This is a genomic window from Candidatus Pseudoscillospira sp. SGI.172, assembly GCF_050313575.1.
In the GTDB taxonomy this organism is placed as follows: domain Bacteria; phylum Bacillota; class Clostridia; order Oscillospirales; family Oscillospiraceae; genus Vermiculatibacterium.
In genome coordinates this window covers 37879-55112 of the sequence record NZ_JBNPLQ010000019.1, presented here as the reverse complement: position 1 = coordinate 55112, position 17234 = coordinate 37879, and the positions used below count along the sequence as shown (strand labels likewise).

Below are 17234 nucleotides of genomic sequence, written 5' to 3'. Positions count from 1 at the left end.
TCACTCCTGGGGCACGATCAGTTCCACCGCTGCGCCGCTCTCATCCAGATAGGGCCGCAGAGCCGTATTCAGGGGATCAACAGGCTCCCCGCCCCAGAGGGCTTCCAGGTGCAGGACCTCCCCCTCCTCCCAGACGGCCGTTGTACCCAACGTCCGGCCCCTGGCCACCGTGTCACCGGGCCTCACGGTGATCCCGGCGAGACCCGTATACCGAAAGGCCCACCAGCCGTCCTCGTGCCAGACGGTGGCGGAATCCCCCGCCGTCTCGGTGACTCGTCCGCTCAGGGCTGCCAGCACCGGCGTTCCCGCCGGAGCCGGAATGTCGATCCCCCCGTGATACATTCCGTCAACATCCAGGAAAGGAGTCTGCACCTCCCGGTTGGCTCCGCCGGCGGGCCAGACCGCCTGCTCCGGGAAAGTCCCCGGCCGCACAAGCTCCAGTGCCGCGATGACCTGCCCATCCCGCAGATAGATGCGGCAGCGGGAGCCGGGCAGCTGCTGCCAAAGATCTGCGAAAGTGCCCGCGCCGTTTTCGCCCCGCAGCTGCACCAGGGCCTGGGGGGTGGCCAGCGTCAGGGGGCCCCTGCCGGAGCCGTCCGTCCAGGAGAGCTCGAACGTTTCCCCATCCGAGGTCCCCACCTCCATCCACCAGCCCTCCCGGGCGGTCACACCGTCCGTTCCGGAGAAGCGGAAATCATCCGCGCTCAGCTGTCGGGCGCTCTCCTCCATCGCCTGATAGCTCTCCCGCGTCTCCTCGTTCCACCGCACATCGGAGACGAATTCAACATAGTATACCAGCCCGTCCCGCTCGCCCAGAATGGTCATCTGCACCGGCCAGTTTCCCTCCGGGTCGCCATTGTAGGCATTGTAGAGCGCGTCGTGTTCTTCAACCGCCAGGGTAAAGATCCAGCCGTCCCCCATATCGCTGTAACTGTCGGTCTGGTAGAAGGCCCAGGAGCCAGCGCCCCTGACCGCCAGATATTTGTTCTCCCAGTTTTCCGGCAGCCGGAGGGTAAAACCCCAGTCGGCATCGGTGTACTCCCGCCCGCCGGCGGGCGTTCCCGCCAGAAAGCGGGTCCGTCTGAAACCGGCGGCGTCAATGCGGATAAGCTGGAGCCAGTTCATGGTGTCCCCCAGCTCCGGAGGGAGGCAGAGATAGGCATACCCTCCCTCCGGCAGCGCCAACACATTGCTCTTCCATCCGTCCCACAGTACGGGATAGCTCCTGGCCTCTTCCTCAGACACATGGATCATCTGATCCGCCACCTCCGGTATCTGCTCCACCGGCTTCACATCCCCGGTGGACACATCATAGGAATAGCCGGAGTGGTCCCCCCAGGCAGGCAGATTTTGGAGATAGACTGTTTTTTCATCCCCGGTCACCGAAACCTGTGTATACTGGTCTCCCTGCATCAGGTTCATCCCCAACGCGGCGGTGTCCACCAGCTCCAGCACACCGTTCTCCACGTGGTAAACACCCATGCCCCAGTAGTCGTGGAACACCAGCAGCGTGTCGGAGAGATAGTCCAGTTCGGGCATGACCGCCCCCATAGAAAGTCCGGCCAGATCCCCCGCCGTCAATCCGGAGCCGGTCTCCAAGGGCAGGGACGGCATGTCGTCCGACTGTTTGGGCTGACAGGCCACCAGGGCGGTGCCCAGCAGAATCGACAGCGTCAGCAGACATGCCAGCACCTTGGCCGATTTCCCCGGGTGGAAGAGTTGGGTCAGCCGGCGGCGCATCTGGTCTGCGCCCCCTCCGAAACAAGTCGAAAACGGAGTGAATGTTTCCCCTGCGGCGGCGGCAATGAGCAGCGCCCCGTAATCCCGCTTCCCCGCGGTGTCCAGTCCCTTGGCCACCTGGGCGTCGCAGGCGGCCTCCATGTCCTCTCTCGCCCCCCGGGCCATGTACCATACCAGCGGGTTGAACCAGTGAAACGCGCAGGCCGCAAAGAGGATCACCTGACCTGAAATATCCCCGCGCTTCACATGGAGGAGCTCATGGCGCAGGGCCAGCGGCGCCGCATCTCCTTCCGGCAGAAGGATCACCGGCCGAAACACCCCCAGGGTCATCGGGGTCTCCAACCCCGCCCGGCGGCGGAAAGAGACCTTAAAGTCCAACTCCAGTTCCTTCTCCAGTGACTCCATTCCCGCTGCCGGCACGCTGTCCCGCAGCAGCCGGCGCCGGGCGGCCCCATAGCGGAACACTCGAACCGCCGCCAGCCATACCGCCACCGCCAGCCACACGCCTGCGGCCAGCTCGGTCAGAGAGAAGGATGTGCGCAGCTCCGTTTCGCCCTTCGGAATTGCCGCCGTCTCCGCCGTGGACATCTGCCTGGGCGCTCCGAGCTGAGCCGATGGCCGCAGTTCCATCGGAGCCAAATCCCGAACAGGCTGGGGGGACGAGGCAGGCAGGGTTACAGTATAGGCCGGAGGCTCCACCACAATCAGAGGCCTAACCGTCTCCAAAAAAGGTGCGCTCAGCAGCAGAATGGCAATGCCGATCCACAGTCCCCACCTGGTCTCCGGGGCGTAACGCCCCTCCAGCCGTCTGCGCAGCAGCAGCAGCGGCAGCAGCGGAACCGAGACCACCAAGGACACCGCCAGCACCCGCAGAAATACTTTTTCCATCACGGTCCCTCCCTGATCAGCGCCTCCAGATAATTCTGGAGCTCACTCACCTCGTCCCGGCTCAGCTTTCCACCGTCCCAGAGGGCGGCGGCAAAGGTCTTGAGGGAACCGCCGTAGAGCTTGTTCAGCACCGCGCCCCCCTCCCGGCCCCGGTAGTCCTCTTCGGTGACCAGGGCGGTATACACATTCACTTTGCCCTCCTTGCGGCAGGACAGAAACCCCTTTTCCTCCAGACGTTTGAGGTAGCTGTGGAGCGCGCTGGCCGTCAGCGGACGGCCCAGCGCCTCCCCGATCTCCGGGGCGCTGGCCTCGCCGCCCCGCCCCCAAACCGTCAGCATCAGATCCAGCTCGGATTCCGGCAGACGGCAGAGAGCCTTCTCTTCTCCCATTCCATCTCCCCCTTTCTGATTTTAATTCTACATTTGCAGAAGTTCTTTGTCAAGAGCATTTTCTGCCTTTGCAGAAAATGCAGTTTAAACAAGAGGGCGGCCGGTCTCCACCCCCTTATCCTTACACGTCCAGCGTCACGACCACCGCCCCCTGCCGCATGGCATAGGTGATGGTATACATGGTTCCTCCCAGCGTCCCGTCAAAGGCGGCAATGAGCAGAGACGACCGGTCCACCATATACCGGTTGCGCCGGAGCATGCAGCCCCGGTCATAGTGGCGCTGCACCACTGTCTCAAAATCACACTGTCCCACCAGGCCGAAGTAACGCTCTCGATCCCGCTCCGTCCAGCGGGCGGCCTGCTCCTCACAGGGAATGGCCGCTTCCAGCGTAATGCCGGGGCGCTCATCCCGAAGCGTGAGCACCGCTTCACAAAAATAAAAGTCAGCCCCCCGGGCCATCCCGCAGATATAATGGCGATAGCCCCTGTCGTAGGCTCGCGCCACCTCCCCCGCAATCCGGAGCTTGAGATCGACACAGCGGGAATCGCTTTCCTCTGTCCCCCAGGGAAGCTTGTTGGGCCGGTGTCCCGTAAAACAACAGGTGGTCTCCCTCTCCACAGGCACACCTCCTTTTTTCTATTCGCTATTGTACCCAATGTCGATAAGTAAGTCAATAAAGTGTGAAACGCTTGTGCATCCCAAAATTTTCCCTTGCTTTTTTCCTTATTCTTCGCTATAATAAGTTTCGGAACAACTGAATGAAAATGTCTTCAGGGCAGGGTGAAAATCCCGATCGGCGGTAAAGTCCGCGACTGGCCAAGCTGGCCACTGACCCGGTGTGATTCCGGGACCGACAGTGACGTATCCTTTTGGATGCGAAGTCTGGATGGAAGAAGATGTGTGAAGCATGCGCACGCTCCTTTTTGTTTTACACCTGGAAGGCATTCGTCTTTTGGGTGTTACCAACAGAAAAGGAGTGTTTTTTATGCCTTCCGACGCCATCACCCCCGCGCAGCACACCCGGTCTTTATACAACACCAAGAGCCTCGTCACCATGGCCATGCTCACGGCCCTGGCCTACGCAGTCATGGCGGTCTGCAAGGTCATCCCCCCCATCGGCGGCTTCCTCAGCCTGGATCTGAAGGACACTGTGATCGCCATCGGCGGCTTCCTCTACGGGCCTCTGGCCGCCCTGCTGATGTCCGTGGCCGTCTCCTTCCTGGAATTTCTCACGGTCAGTGATACCGGCTGGATCGGCCTTTTGATGAACATCATTGCCACCGCCGGTTTTGTCTGCCCGGCCGTTTACCTTTACCGCCGCAAGCATAAGACCTCTGCCGCCGTGGTTGGTCTGATCACCGGCATCGTTTGCCTCACGGTTCTGATGGTGTTGTGGAATTACATCATGACCCCCATTTTCTGGGGCATGCCCCGGGAGGCCGTGGTGGATATGCTGGTCCCTCTTATCATCCCCTTCAATCTGGTCAAGGGCATCCTCAACTCGGCGCTGATCATGCTGCTGTACCCGCCGGTTTCCACCGCCCTGCGGAAGATCCAGCTGGTCCCCGCACACCAGTCCGCCCCCGGCGAGGTCAAGGCCAAGTTCAACTACGTCCCCACCGTTATCTCGGCCGTGGTGCTGGTCACCGGCATCCTCATGGCGCTGGCCATGATGGGGATCCTGTAAAGCAGAAATTGCAACCAAGGAAGCCCTCCGACCCGATGGTCGGAGGGCTTCCTCTTTGTGCTCTTGTGTGAACCCCACGAATGGGCTGTCCGCTCACATCAGTTTCATCGTGTAGTAGACTGCCATGATCAGCAGCCAAGCCACCATCACAGCCCGGAGAATCACCGTCATCACACCCAGAGCCGCCGCGGCCAGAACAACCAGCGCAATGGCGGCGCTCAGGTAGAGCAGCGCGTAGTTGGCATCCTTGGCAAAGACACGAATCTTTTTCCCGCGAAACTCCACGGTCCCGTCCCCGGCCTGGGCCTTCCGGCAGAGAAGTGCTCCCGCCAGGACCACCAGCGCAGACACGATCACCACCACATAGGTCAGCGCGGCATAGGCGCCGCCCAATCCCCTGCTGCTCACCCAGGTTCCCAGCAGCGCCAGCGCGGACACGCAGGCCACCAGAAAAAACTCATGCTGATAGAGATAATAGATCATCACCAGCACAATGACACAGGGCACGCCCAGATACATCAGACGCAGACCCGCCGTATCAAACAGCCAGGTGGCAAAGCAGCTGATGGAGACCCCGGCCAGAAACAGAGTCAGGATCCCCGGCAGGGTCCCCCTCTTCTGATTCTTTCTGGTGTTGTTCCACCAAAAGGCGCCCGCCGCCGCGCAGGCAAGCGCGGCAACCGCCAGGATCTTCACAGCACTTCCCAGCGCGACTCTCAATTCAATCTGAGCTACTGTATAATGGCTGTAATACCGGTTGAGGAGCAGCAGCAGGAACTCCAGCACCGCTCCGCCGGCGATCCAGCAGAGGACACGGTTGAGGGCGGCTTCCTCCTGACGTTCTTTGGCCGCCTTCAGCTGCTTTGCGTTCTTGTCCATTTACACATCTCCTGTGACATACTCTGCGAGGGTAAAATGTTTCTTATCTATTTTAGCAGAAAACATGTTCTTTTGCAACCATAAAAACCTGGACGCAGCCCGTTATCAAAATGTAAGAGTTTTGTTGTTGTTTTCCGTCCATGAGGCTGTATAATGGATTTCAGAAAACAAAAGAGAAAGGAATTCCGTCATGACACATCTGAAAAAACGGGCGTCGGCGCTGGCCCTCGCCCTTTTATGCGCTCTTCCTCTCTCCGCCTGCGGTGGTGGAAAGGCCCCCGCGGCAGAGAGCACGGCCCCGGAGAGCTCCGCTCCATCCCAGACCCCTGAGCCCGAGCCCACAGCCCCGGCCGTCCCTCTGGTGCCCTGGGGCACCGACCAGGTGGTGGAACACCTCTTCTTCCATCCTCTGGTGGCCTACCCGGAACTGGCTTTTGACGGGGACAGCGAGGCCAACGGCATCGACGATTACATGGTCACGGTGGATGAGTACAATAAGATCCTCCAGCACTGCTATGACAACAACTATATTCTGGTCAACATGAATGATGTGTGGTCGGAGTACACCACCGAGAACGGTGAGACCCGGATGCGCCGGAACACACTGATGCTGCCGGAGGGGAAAAAGCCTCTGGTCATTTCTTATGACGACACCAACTACTATCCCTACATGCTGGACAACGGCTTTACCTGGAAGCTCATCCTCGGGGACGACGGGGAGATCTGGAGCTACGGAAAGGATCCCCAGGGGAAGGAGGTCATCTCCCAGGATCTGGATGCCATCACCATTTTGGATAAATTTGTGGAGGAACACCCCGACTTCTCTCTCAATGGGGTCAAGGGCTGTCTTTCCCTCACTGGCTACCAAGGCATTCTGGGCTACCGCACCCAGACCGACACCGACCACCCCGAGGCAGAGTTTGAAGCCAACCGTCAAAAGGAGATCGCGGCGGTAAAACCCATTGTCCAAAAGCTGAAGGAGACCGGCTGGTATTTCGGCTCCCACACCTGGGGTCATGTGCGGCTGTCCACCATCTCCGACGAGCGGCTCCAGCGGGACACACAGCGCTGGTTCGATGAGGTCGGGAGCCTCGTGGGCCCCACTCAGATCCTGTTTTACCCTCACGGCGCCCGGCCCGACGGAGACCACGACCAAAGAGAGCCCGGCCCCCAGTTTAAGTACCTTCAAAGCAAGGGCTTCCGCATTTTTGCCTCCGTGGGCATCAACTCTTATGAACAGGTGAAAAAGCAGATCTCCGCCGTCATCATCGACCGGCTCCATCCGGACGGCACGACCCTCCGCTGGCGACGGAAGGACTATCTGCAGTTCTATGACACCTGGGACATCATCGACCTCGACGTGCGACCCAACCGGGCATATGACCGCAACCCCAATGGGCCGAAGTGAGCTCCGGCCCCTCAATCGGAAAGGAGATCTTTTCATGACCGACCGCGAACTGGCTGATCTGGCCTACTCCATGCTGGAGCGCTCCTATGTGCCCTACTCCAAGTTTCCCGTGGGTGCCGCCCTTCTGTGCGCGGACGGCAGTGTCTTTACCGGCTGCAACGTGGAAAACGCCGCCTACGGCTCCACCATCTGCGCCGAACGCACCGCCCTGGTCAAGGCGGTGAGCGAGGGCCATCGGGATGATTTCGTCAAACTGGCGGTGGTCGGCAACTCTTCTGAACCCTGCTGGCCCTGCGGTGCCTGCCGCCAGATGCTCTATGAGTTTGCCCCCGGCCTGGAACTGCTGGTGGGCCGGGGAGACCGGACCTTTGTTTCCCTCAAACTCTCCGAACTTCTTCCCCATGGCTTTGGGCCGAAAAGTCTGGTCTGATCCCAACAATACACCCGCCTGATAAAAAGGCCCGCTGCGGATCAACGCAGCGGACCTTTTTTACCGCCTCGGGGGATACGGCTTTTCCCTGTCGGTGCGTCCCAGCAGATAGTCCACACTGACGCCGTAAAAATCCGCCAGTCTTTCCCAAACAACGGTGGGCACATTGAGGCGCCCCAGCTCGTAATCGGAATATGTGGTCTGATGGATGCGCAGCAGCTGTGCCAGCTGCCGCTGGGTGAGATCCCGATCCTCCCGGAGGGTCCGCATTCTTTCGTACATCCTTATCACCTGTGTTTTAGTATGCGGTAAGGGATATACTCTTATTGACTTTTAAGGGGAATTCCCTTAAAATTTAAAAAGAATGTTTTATGTAGAGGAGATGCGGGCATGAAATTTTCTACTTTTTTTGTCTTTTCCACCGCTCTCTTGGCTTTGTGTCTGATGCTTGTTTTTCGCTGCAGGCGCCAAAAGATCCGCATCCAGGCTCTGGAACAGAGGCTCCAGCAGGAGCACCGGCTCGCTCATACGGATCCGCTGACCGGACTTTCCAACCGGGCCGCTTATGAAGAGCGCCTGGATCTCCTCACAGACCGACACTCCGGCGCCGATATCTGCTGTGTGGTTCTGGATGCTGACCGCTTTAAGTCCGTCAATGATGAAAATGGCCATCACGCCGGAGATATCGCCCTCCAGAACATCGCCTGCACTCTGCAAAAAATTTTTAATGAGGATGATGACCATGAGCTGTTTCGCATCGGCGGCGACGAATTTGCCCTGATCCTGCACGGCCTGAGTCCGGCTGAGACGACCGCCCGACTCTCTCTGGTCAATATGCTTCTCCACCGCAGGAGCATCGAACTGGGGATCGAACTGTCCGTATCCGCAGGCCGCGCTTTTCTGGGGGAACAGGGCGTCCACACGGTCAGAGATGCCTTTGGACTGGCGGACCGGAGAATGTATCTGTGCAAAAAATCAGCTTCGAAGGTATAATCATCTTGTTTTGTGGTGATGATAAGTCCGGGAATCCATTTTGAGGAGGTTCTTGGGACATGATCATGGACAAGATCGCTCTGGTCCTCGCCATCATCGGCGGATTGAACTGGGGCAGCATCGGTATTTTCGGCTTTGACGTGGTGGCCTTCCTGTTTGGAGGCGCCAACAGCGCCATCAGCCGAGTCATCTACACGCTGGTCGGTCTGGCGGCCATCTGGTGCATCTCCCTGCTGTTTCGGGAGAAAGACCCGGTGGAAGACCGAACCTGAGTCCAAAAAAAGTGCCGTCCGGAAAACCGGACGGCACTTTTTTTATATGACGGAGTGGTTCTTCCATCCGCCCTGGAGAAATCGGATCAGGAACGACGATGCCCGGACGACCCAGTCGGCAAACATGGCAAGCCACACGCCCAGAAGGCCCAGGTTCAGCCCCCAGGAGGCACCCAGCAGATAGCTCATGCCCACCCGGCAGACCCACATGGAAATCATGGAGGTGATCATGGTAAACCTGGCGTCTCCCGAGGCTCGCAGGGCGTTGGGCAGTGCAAACGACAGCGGCCAGATGGTAGCGCTGAACACCGCGAACCAGCGCAGCACCGTCACCGCCAGAGCCGCGGTGGCCGGGGTCAGGTGAAAAAGCGGCACCAGTACCGGCGAGACGAAAAACAGTGCCACGCTCAAAGCGCCCATGGCCGCATAGGTCACTGCCAGCAGCTTTTTCGTGTAACCCACTGCCTGCCTGTCGTCTCCCGCCCCCATGCACTGGCCCACCACCGTGATCATCGTCAGACCGGTTCCCTGCCCGGGGACGTTGACCACACCTGCAATGCTGTTGGCAATGGCGTTGGCCGCCACAGCCGAGCCCTTCACAGCCAGATCCACCCCCAGATCGAAAGAGGTGATCAGATTCAGCACCAGCAGCTTGCCGATCTGGAACATTCCGTTTTCCACCCCGTTGGGGACCCCGACGCCCAGGATGGACTTCACCATGGGCCATTGCAGCTCCGGTCGGAAGAGCTTTTCAATGAACACCAGATGGGTGGGCCGGGTGATCATAACGCCGATGATGAGCGCCGCCACAATGCGGGAGACCATCGTACCGATCCCCGCGCCCGCGGCCCCCATTTGAAAACCATAGATCAAAATGGCATTCACAGTAATGTTTACAATATTGACAATAAGGGAGTTGAACATGGAGACCTTGCTGTTGCCCATGGCCCGGAAAAGTGCCGCACCCGCATTGTAAACGGCAATGAAGGGATAGGCCGCGGCCGTCAGCAGAAAATAGACCAGTGCGGGCTCCATAATGTCCTGGGAAATGCTGCCGAATACCAGGCGGAGGATGTGCTGCCGAAACAGCAAAGCCGCACCCATCAGGCTCACCCCCACGATCAAAGCCACGTAGAGCAGCTGTTTGGCAGCGGAACGGGCCTTTTCCATGTCCTGCCGCCCAATGTACTGGGAGACCACCACGGCACCTCCGGTGGAGAGGGCGGAGAAAATGTTGATAATCAGGATATTGATGTTGTCCACCAGGGAAACGCCGGACACCACCGCCTCCCCGGCTGTGGTCACCATCATGGTGTCGGCCATCCCCACCGTCATCATCAGCAGCTGCTCAATGATCAGGGGAACCATCAGGCGAGTCAGAGCCTGACGGCTGAACATGGGATTTTTTACTTGCAACGCTGTCTCCATGGACGCACCTCTGTCCCCTTTTTTTCCTGCACAACACAAGAGTTCTTTTATTGTAGCACGAATGTTCCCCCCTGCAAACCGTATTTTTACACAAACTTTACGGGTCCCCGTTCTTCCTCTCTCCACAGGATCTCCACCCGTGTACGGCAAAAGGAAGCACGGACTGCCGGCAGTCCGTGCTTCCTTTGATTTTCTTCTTGAGGCGGGCCCTCACGCCTTTTTCCAGGTGGTGCCCTCCTTGGTGTCGATAAGCTCGATGCCCCGGGCTTTGAGCGCATCCCGGATGCGGTCGGCCTCGGCCCAGTTTTTGTCCTTTTTGGCCTGGGCGCGCTGGGCGATGAGGTTCTCGATCTCACCAGCGTCCTCTCCGGCGGGCGCGGCCTTCTCCCCCTCGGACAGAGCCGCGGCGTGCTCCAGCAGCTCCAGCCCCAGCACCCGGTCAAAGTCGCCGATGAGGGCACGCTTGTCGGCGTCGGAGAGATCGGCCTTGAGCACATCGTAGAGTGCGGTGACGGCCAGAGAGGTATTGAGGTCGTTGTCCAGGGCTTCCCGGAACTGGGTGCGCCAGGGTCCCTGGGCAGCGGCGTCGGCAGTCCCCTCCCCGGACAGGGCGGCGATCCGGCGCACCAGCTTGTCGTAGGCGGCGGCGGCGTTGTCCAGGTTCTCCCAGGAGAAGGTCAGCGCCTTGCGGTAGTGAGACTGGAGGCAGAACAGGCGGTAGACCAGGGGGTCGTATCCCTTCTCCTCCAACAGAGAGACCGTCAGAAACTCCCCCTTGGATTTGCTCATCTTGCCGCTGGCGGTGTTGAGATGGTGGACATGGAACCAGTGGGAGCACCAGGGGTGGCCCAGATAGGACTCGGACTGGGCGATCTCGTTGGTGTGGTGGGGAAAGGCGTTGTCGATGCCGCCGCAGTGGAGGTCCAGGTGCTCCCCCAGGAACTTCATGGAGATGCAGGAGCACTCGATGTGCCAGCCGGGATACCCCACGCCCCAGGGAGAGTCCCACTTCAGGGCCTGATCCTCAAATTTGGACTTGGTGAACCAGAGGACAAAATCGTTTTTGTTGCGCTTGTTCGGGTCCTCCTCCACACTGTCCCGGACGCCTACCTCCAGGGCCTCCACATCGTGGTCGTTAAACACATAGTACTTCTTCAGCTTGGATGTGTCGAAGTAGACGTTGCCCCCGGCAAAGTAGGCGTACCCGGTGTCCATGAGCTTGGTAATGACCTTAATATAGGAGTCGATCATCCCAGTGGCGGGCTGCACCACGTCGGGGTATTTGATATTGAGCTTTTTACAGTCGTCAAAAAAGGCATCGGTATAGAACTGGGCGATCTCCAGCACAGTCTTGTGCTCCCGGCGGGCTCCCTTGAGCATCTTATCCTCGCCGGTGTCGGCGTCTGAGCTGAGGTGGCCCACGTCGGTGATGTTCATTACCCGCTTGACCTCATAGCCCTCCCAGCGCAGGGCCTTTTCCAGCACATCCTCCATGATGTAGGACCGGAGGTTGCCGATATGGGCAAAGTGGTAGACCGTAGGACCGCAGGTATACATGGACACCTTGCCCGGCTCATAGGTTTTGAACTCTTCCTTCTCATGGGACAGGGAATTATACAGCTTCATGTTCCTTCTCCTTCTCCATTTGTTCTTCCAAAAATTCCAGTCTGGACTGCAAGATCTGCAATTCCTTCTGAATCGGATCTGTGATGTGGATCTGATCCACCCGGTCGGCATAGTCGGTTTTTTCTCCCGCCACCCGGACCACCCGGGCGGGCACGCCCACGGCGGTGGCGTCCGAGGGGATCTCCGAGAGGACCACCGCGTTGGCGGCAATGCGGGAATTGTCCCCCACGGTAAAGGGCCCCAGCACCTTGGCGCCGCAGGCGATCATCACATTGTTGCCGATGGTTGGGTGGCGCTTTCCGGTGTCCTTGCCGGTGCCGCCCAGGGTGACGCCGTGATAGAGGAGCACATCGTCGCCCACCTCGGCGGTCTCTCCAATGACGATCCCCATGCCGTGATCCACCACGAACCGTCGGCCGATCCGGGCTCCGGGATGGATCTCGATGCCGGTGAGATGCCGGCTGATCTGGGAATTCAGCCGGGCCAGAAAGCACAGATGATGGGTCCAGAGCCAGTGGCTCACCCGGTGAAAGATGATGGCGTGAACGCCGGGATACAGCAAAAAGATCTCCAGGCGGCTCCGTGCCGCCGGGTCGCGGGCCTGATAGGCCCGCAGGGTCTCGCCCAATCGTGTCATGATTTCCCTCCAGATGATAAAAACGCCTCTCATGCCGTTTGGCATGAGAGGCGTCGTAACGCGGTTCCACTCTCGTATTTCACTCAAAGGCCGATAACGGGGCCGACCCGTGGGGCATTACCCCCGCGCTCCCGGATGCACTTCACGACAGGCTTTCCGCAGGACCGCTTTCAGCCGGTGACGGTCCCTCTCTATCCGGTATTGCCGAAGCCGCTACTCTTTCCGTTCTCTGCGCTTGGTTTCCTTGTCACAGTATATTAGCACGTCGGGTCTTTTGTGTCAAGCATCCGCCGAGAACTCTTCTTTTGCTTCTATTGATGAAAACAAAAATGCATGATATGATATTTAAAAAATAACGTTCGCGCGGAGGAGCCCGAATGAAACGAGTGCTGAAGATATTTGCCCTGGGCATCGGGATCGGTGTTCTTTCCCTTCTTGTACAGCGGGCCTTTCAAGTTCCGAAGGACATCTTCCTGCATTTCTACTGGATTTTTGGCGCAGTGGTGATCGTGGGCGCGATCTTCTTCAATTTCCTGTATATTCGTGCGTACGAGAAAAAGATGTCCTCTGCGGCGGCACTTTTGGAATCCGGACATCCCCGGGAATACCTTGCGGCGGTCGAAAACTTGCGCCGAACCGCAAGGGGGCGCTATCTGAGCACCGTCTTTACCGTCAATCTGTCTGCCGGTTATTGCGATCTGCACGAATATCAAACGGCCATTGAGCTGCTGGAGAGCCTCACTGACCCGCGTTTTTACGGGGTCCTCAAAATGGTGCGCCGTCTCAACCTCTGTGCCTGTTATTTCTATGATCGGCAGGTTGAGAAAGCCCTGGCGCTTTATCAGGAGAGTTTGGAAACCTTTCGCCCTTTTCGGGATCGGGCTCCATACGGCGGCAACATTGCAGTGCTGGACGTGTCTGCGGCCATCGAAAGAGGAGAACTTGACCAGGCCGAAGTATGGCTGAAGACTGCCCGTGGAATCTGGTGCTCTCCCCGCCTGCAGGACGATTATCAGGCTCTGGAGGAACGCATACGGCATGAGCGCGGCAAAAATCCGGTGTAACGCACCCAGCACCCGAAACGGACAGAGGGGGGCGTCAAAATGATGCCCCCCTCTGTCCGTTTGTACGACTCCCGTGTCCGTTTTGCAAAAATCTTTTTATTGGAAATACTTTACGCCGGAAGCAAAGAGCTGCCGGTCCAAGCGGCCGGGGACGTTTTGATAGAGATCCTCTCCTGTCCGTTCGCTGTGACCCATCTTGCCCAGCACCCGGCCGTCCGGGCTGGTGATGGCCTCCACGGCCCAGTAGCTGCCGTTGGGGTTATACCGGCCGTCCATGGTGGCCGCCCCTGCGGAATCCACGTACTGGGCGGCGATCTGGCCGTTGGCGGCCAGGGCTTCCAGCATCGCCTGAGGCGCCACGAACCGGCCCTCGCCGTGGCTGACGGGCACGGTGTACACATCCCCCACCGCCGCCCCGGCCATCCAGGGCGAGAGGACGCTGGACACCCGGGTGCGCACCAGCATGCTCTGGTGGCGGCCGATGGTGTTGAAGGTAAGGGTGGGACTGTCGTCTGTCATGTCCCGGATGGTCCCGAAGGGCACCAGCCCCAGCTTGACAAGGGCCTGGAAGCCGTTGCACACACCCAGCATCAGCCCGTCCCGGCGCTCCAGCAGCCCGGTGACCGCCTCGGCCAGAACGGGGGCACGGAAGAGGGCGGCAATGAACTTGGCGCTCCCCTCGGGCTCGTCGCCGCCGGAGAAGCCGCCCGGCAGGAAGATCATCTGGCTCTCCTTCACCGCCTGCGCCAGCGCAGCCACGCTCCGGGCCACATGCGCGGGGGTCAGATTGTTCACCACCAGCACCCGGGGCACCGCCCCGGCCCGCTCCATGGCCTTGGCGCTGTCGTATTCGCAGTTGGTGCCGGGGAAGACGGGGATGAGCACCCGGGGCCGGGCAATGTGCAGCCCGGGGACCGGATGGGTCTTGTGGGCCCCGGACAGCGTGGGGGCCTCCCCCTCCCCCGCCGCCGCAATGGGGAACACCGGCGCCAGCCTGCCCTCATAGGCGCGCTCCAGCTCTGCCAGGCCGGCGGTCTCCCCGCAGGCGGTGAAGGTGTAGTCCGCCACGGTGCGTCCCAGCAGCGTGCCGATTTCAGGCGCGTCCTCCCTCAGCTCCAGCAGGAACGCCCCCCGGCGGACGGCAAACAAATCGTCGGCCGTTTCCCCCGCCTCAGCGGCAAAGCCCACCCGGTTGCCCAGACACATCTTGAAGAGGCCCTCGGCCACGCCGCCGTGGACCACGGCCCAGGCCGAGAGGACCTGTTTGCCGGCGATCAGCTCCTCCACCCGGGTACTGATGGCGTTAAAGCTCTCGGCCACGGGGAGGGATCCGTCGTATTGGGGCGCCAGCAGAACGACACGGTGTCCGGCGCCCTTGAATTCCGGTGAAATGAGGTCCCCGGTCCGGCCGGAGGCCACGGCGAAGGAGACCAGGGTGGGGGGCACGTCAATGTGCTCGAAGGTGCCGGACATGCTGTCCTTGCCGCCGATGGCGGCCACCCCCAGCTCCACCTGGGCCTTCAAAGCACCCAGCAGGGCGGCCAGGGGGCTGCCCCAGCGGGCGGGATCCGTGCCAAGCCGCTTGAAATACTCCTGGAAGGTGAGGTACATCTTCTCCCGCCGGAAGCCCGCTGCCGTCAGCTTGGCCACGCTCTCGCACACCGCCAGCCAGGCGCCGCGGAACTCATCGGCCTCACTGACATAGGGGTCAAAGCCGAAGGCCATGCCCGCGCAGGTCGTGGTCTCTCCGGGCACTGGCAGCTTGTGGGCCATGACCTGGGCAGGGGTGGTCTGATGGGCCCCGCCGAAGGGCATAAGCACCGTGGCCGCGCCGATGGTGGCGTCGAACCGCTGGGCCAGCCCCTGCTGAGAGCAGACATTCAGGTCGGTGACCAGTTCCTCCAGCCGCCGGGCCAGGGGGGCGTCGGAGGTCTGTTCCGCCACGGGGCGGGCCGGGCCAACCGCCGCCTTGGCGTGCTTTTCCGCGCCGTTGGAGGCCAGAAAGCTCCGGGCGATGTCGCAGATGGTCTTTCCCTTCCAGCGCATCACCATCCGGGGCTCGTCGGTCACCACGGCCACCACCGTGGCCTCCAGATTCTCGCCGTGGGCCAGGGCGATGAAGGCGTCCGCCGCCCCGGCCTCCACCACCACCGCCATGCGCTCCTGACTCTCGGAGATGGCCAGTTCGGTGCCGTCCAGGCCCTCGTACTTTCTGGGTACGGCGTCCAGGTCGATGACCAGGCCGTCGGCCAGCTCGCCCACGGCCACGGACACGCCGCCCGCGCCGAAGTCGTTGCAGCGCTTAACGAGAGCGGTGGCTCTGGGGTCCCGGAAGAGCCGCTGGAGCTTGCGCTCCTCGGGGGCGTTGCCCTTCTGGACCTCCGCCCCGCAGCGCTCCAGGCTCTCCACCTTGTGGGCCTTGGAGGAGCCGGTGGCCCCGCCGCAGCCGTCCCGGCCGGTGCGGCCGCCCAGCAGGATCACCACATCCCCCGCCGCCGGCTCCTCCCGGCGGACGTTGGCCTCGGGCACCGCCCCCATGACCGCGCCGATCTCCATCCGCTTGGCCACATAGCCCGGGTGGTAGAGCTCGGTGACCTGCCCGGTGGCCAGGCCGATCTGGTTGCCGTAGCTGGAGTAGCCGTGGGCGGCGGTGGTCACCAGCTTGCGCTGGGGCAGCTTGCCCGCCAGCGTCTCCTCCACCGGAGCCAGGGGATCTCCCGCACCGGTGACCCGCATGGCGGAAAAGACGTAGCCCCGGTTGGCCAGCGGGTCCCGGATGGCCCCGCCGATGCAGGTGGCCGCCCCGCCGAAGGGCTCGATCTCGGTGGGGTGGTTGTGGGTCTCGTTCTTGAAGAGAAGGAGCCAGTCCTCCTCTTTCCCGCCGTTGTCCACCTGAATGCGGACCGAGCAGGCGTTGATCTCGTCGCTCTCATCCAGATCCTTCAGTTTGCCCGTCTGCTTGAGGTACTTGGCCCCAATGGTGGCCAGATCCATGAGGCAGATGGGCTTTTTGTCCCGGCCGGTCCGGGCCCGGAGCCTCAGATAGAGGTCGTAGGCCTCCTGCACCGCAGGTTCCTCAATGGTCACCTCGTCGAGGGTCGTGCCGAAGGTGGTGTGGCGGCAGTGATCGGACCAGTAGGTGTCCAGCACCCGCACCTCGGTGACGGTGGGGTCCCGGCCCTCAGCGCGGAAATAGTTCTGACAGAAGGCCAGGTCGGCCTCGTCCATGGCCAGACCCATGTCCCCGCCCAGGCGGCGCAGCCCCCCGGCGTCCAGGGCCGTGAAACCCTCCAGCACCGCCACCGTGTCCGGGGCCTCATACCGGACCGCCAGGGTCTCGGGCTTGTCCAGGGCCGCCTCCCGGGCCTCCACCGGGTTGATGACGTAATGCTTGATCCGCTCCACCTCGCCGACGGTCAGCGCCCCGGACAGGAGATACACCCGGGCCGAGCGCACCGCCGGACGCTCCCCGGCACTGATGAGCTGGACGCACTCGCCGGCCGAGGCCGCCCGCTGGTCGAACTGGCCGGGGAGATACTCCACCGCAAAGGCGGCAAAGTCCCCCTGAGGCAGGCAGTCGTAGACCTGATCCACGGCGGGCTCGCTGAACACCACGGGGACGCACCGGCGGAAGAGTTCTTCATCCAACCCCTCCACATCGTAACGGTTGATTATCCGCACCCCGGTGAGCTTTTTCATCCCCAGGAGACTTTTCAGTTCTTCCAGCAGGGCCCGGGCCTCCACGGCATAAGGCGTTTTTTTCTCCGCGTATACACGATAAACCATGCTCTC

The 17234-nt window shown here is 61.0% G+C and carries 15 protein-coding genes and 1 riboswitch; of the genes, 6 read left to right on the top strand and 9 right to left on the bottom strand.

Going from position 1 to position 17234, the window contains the following annotated elements; genetic code table 11:
- From ACQRD3_RS08725 to ACQRD3_RS08715, 3 genes are all read right to left on the bottom strand, one after another.
- A complete protein-coding gene (locus ACQRD3_RS08725; RefSeq protein ID WP_427781033.1) occupies positions 1-2628 on the bottom strand; it encodes a M56 family metallopeptidase in 2628 nt (875 codons plus the stop codon).
- A complete protein-coding gene (locus ACQRD3_RS08720; RefSeq protein WP_427781032.1) occupies positions 2628-3017 on the bottom strand; it encodes a BlaI/MecI/CopY family transcriptional regulator in 390 nt (129 codons plus the stop codon). Before ACQRD3_RS08720 ends, ACQRD3_RS08725 begins: the two co-directional genes overlap by 1 nt.
- A 121-nt stretch (positions 3018-3138) precedes the next feature.
- Positions 3139-3636 (bottom strand): SLOG family protein, encoded by a 498-nt coding sequence (locus ACQRD3_RS08715; RefSeq protein ID WP_080907605.1) that lies wholly within the window; start codon positions 3634-3636, stop codon positions 3139-3141.
- A 144-nt stretch (positions 3637-3780) separates the two neighbouring features.
- Positions 3781-3920: riboswitch (FMN riboswitch) on the top strand.
- Positions 3921-4003: 83 nt separating this feature from the next.
- Between ACQRD3_RS08715 and ACQRD3_RS08710 the strand changes: the two genes are divergently transcribed.
- Positions 4004-4705, top strand: coding sequence for an ECF transporter S component (locus ACQRD3_RS08710; protein WP_427781029.1), 702 nt, complete (start codon positions 4004-4006; stop codon positions 4703-4705).
- A gap of 93 nt (positions 4706-4798) precedes the next feature.
- Here the strand turns inward: ACQRD3_RS08710 and ACQRD3_RS08705 are convergent, their stop codons facing one another.
- Complete coding sequence (locus tag ACQRD3_RS08705) at positions 4799-5584, bottom strand: hypothetical protein (RefSeq protein ID WP_080907603.1); 786 nt, start codon at positions 5582-5584, stop codon at positions 4799-4801.
- 190 nt (positions 5585-5774) lie between these two features.
- On the opposite strand from ACQRD3_RS08705, the gene ACQRD3_RS08700 reads away from it, so the two are divergent.
- The gene (locus ACQRD3_RS08700; protein WP_080907602.1) at positions 5775-6992 is read left to right on the top strand and encodes a polysaccharide deacetylase family protein; all 1218 of its coding nucleotides are present in this window, start codon (positions 5775-5777) and stop codon (positions 6990-6992) included.
- 34 nt (positions 6993-7026) lie between these two features.
- The gene (locus ACQRD3_RS08695) at positions 7027-7422 is read left to right on the top strand and encodes a cytidine deaminase (protein ID WP_080907601.1); all 396 of its coding nucleotides are present in this window, start codon (positions 7027-7029) and stop codon (positions 7420-7422) included.
- A gap of 60 nt (positions 7423-7482) precedes the next feature.
- Here ACQRD3_RS08695 and ACQRD3_RS08690 read toward each other — a convergent pair whose 3' ends face one another.
- Positions 7483-7704: a helix-turn-helix domain-containing protein gene (locus ACQRD3_RS08690; RefSeq protein ID WP_080907600.1), complete on the bottom strand. Its 222-nt coding sequence runs from the start codon at positions 7702-7704 to the stop codon at positions 7483-7485.
- Positions 7705-7812: 108 nt separating this feature from the next.
- Here ACQRD3_RS08690 and ACQRD3_RS08685 point away from each other — a divergent pair, with 108 nt between their 5' ends.
- Together ACQRD3_RS08685 and ACQRD3_RS08680 are read left to right on the top strand one after the other, a co-directional pair.
- Positions 7813-8415, top strand: coding sequence for a GGDEF domain-containing protein (locus ACQRD3_RS08685; RefSeq protein ID WP_080907599.1), 603 nt, complete (start codon positions 7813-7815; stop codon positions 8413-8415).
- Between the two features lie 59 nt (positions 8416-8474).
- Positions 8475-8687 (top strand): DUF378 domain-containing protein, encoded by a 213-nt coding sequence (locus ACQRD3_RS08680; protein WP_080907598.1) that lies wholly within the window; start codon positions 8475-8477, stop codon positions 8685-8687.
- 42 nt (positions 8688-8729) lie between these two features.
- Here the strand turns inward: ACQRD3_RS08680 and ACQRD3_RS08675 are convergent, their stop codons facing one another.
- The 3 genes from ACQRD3_RS08675 to epsC form a co-directional block, all read right to left on the bottom strand.
- Positions 8730-10115: an MATE family efflux transporter gene (locus tag ACQRD3_RS08675; RefSeq protein ID WP_427781026.1), complete on the bottom strand. Its 1386-nt coding sequence runs from the start codon at positions 10113-10115 to the stop codon at positions 8730-8732.
- A gap of 210 nt (positions 10116-10325) precedes the next feature.
- The gene (gene cysS / locus ACQRD3_RS08670) at positions 10326-11741 is read right to left on the bottom strand and encodes a cysteine--tRNA ligase (RefSeq protein ID WP_427781024.1); all 1416 of its coding nucleotides are present in this window, start codon (positions 11739-11741) and stop codon (positions 10326-10328) included.
- The gene (gene epsC / locus ACQRD3_RS08665; protein WP_427781022.1) at positions 11728-12378 is read right to left on the bottom strand and encodes a serine O-acetyltransferase EpsC; all 651 of its coding nucleotides are present in this window, start codon (positions 12376-12378) and stop codon (positions 11728-11730) included. The genes cysS and epsC overlap by 14 nt, the downstream gene beginning before the upstream one ends.
- Before the next feature lie 377 nt (positions 12379-12755).
- Between epsC and ACQRD3_RS08660 the strand changes: the two genes are divergently transcribed.
- Positions 12756-13442 carry a hypothetical protein gene (locus tag ACQRD3_RS08660; protein WP_080907594.1) on the top strand — a complete coding sequence of 229 codons (687 nt, stop codon included), beginning with the start codon at positions 12756-12758 and terminating at the stop codon, positions 13440-13442.
- Between the two features lie 96 nt (positions 13443-13538).
- On the opposite strand, the gene ACQRD3_RS08655 is transcribed toward ACQRD3_RS08660, so the two are convergent.
- Positions 13539-17228 carry a phosphoribosylformylglycinamidine synthase gene (locus tag ACQRD3_RS08655; protein ID WP_427781020.1) on the bottom strand — a complete coding sequence of 1230 codons (3690 nt, stop codon included), beginning with the start codon at positions 17226-17228 and terminating at the stop codon, positions 13539-13541.
- Positions 17229-17234: the final 6 nt, after the last annotated feature.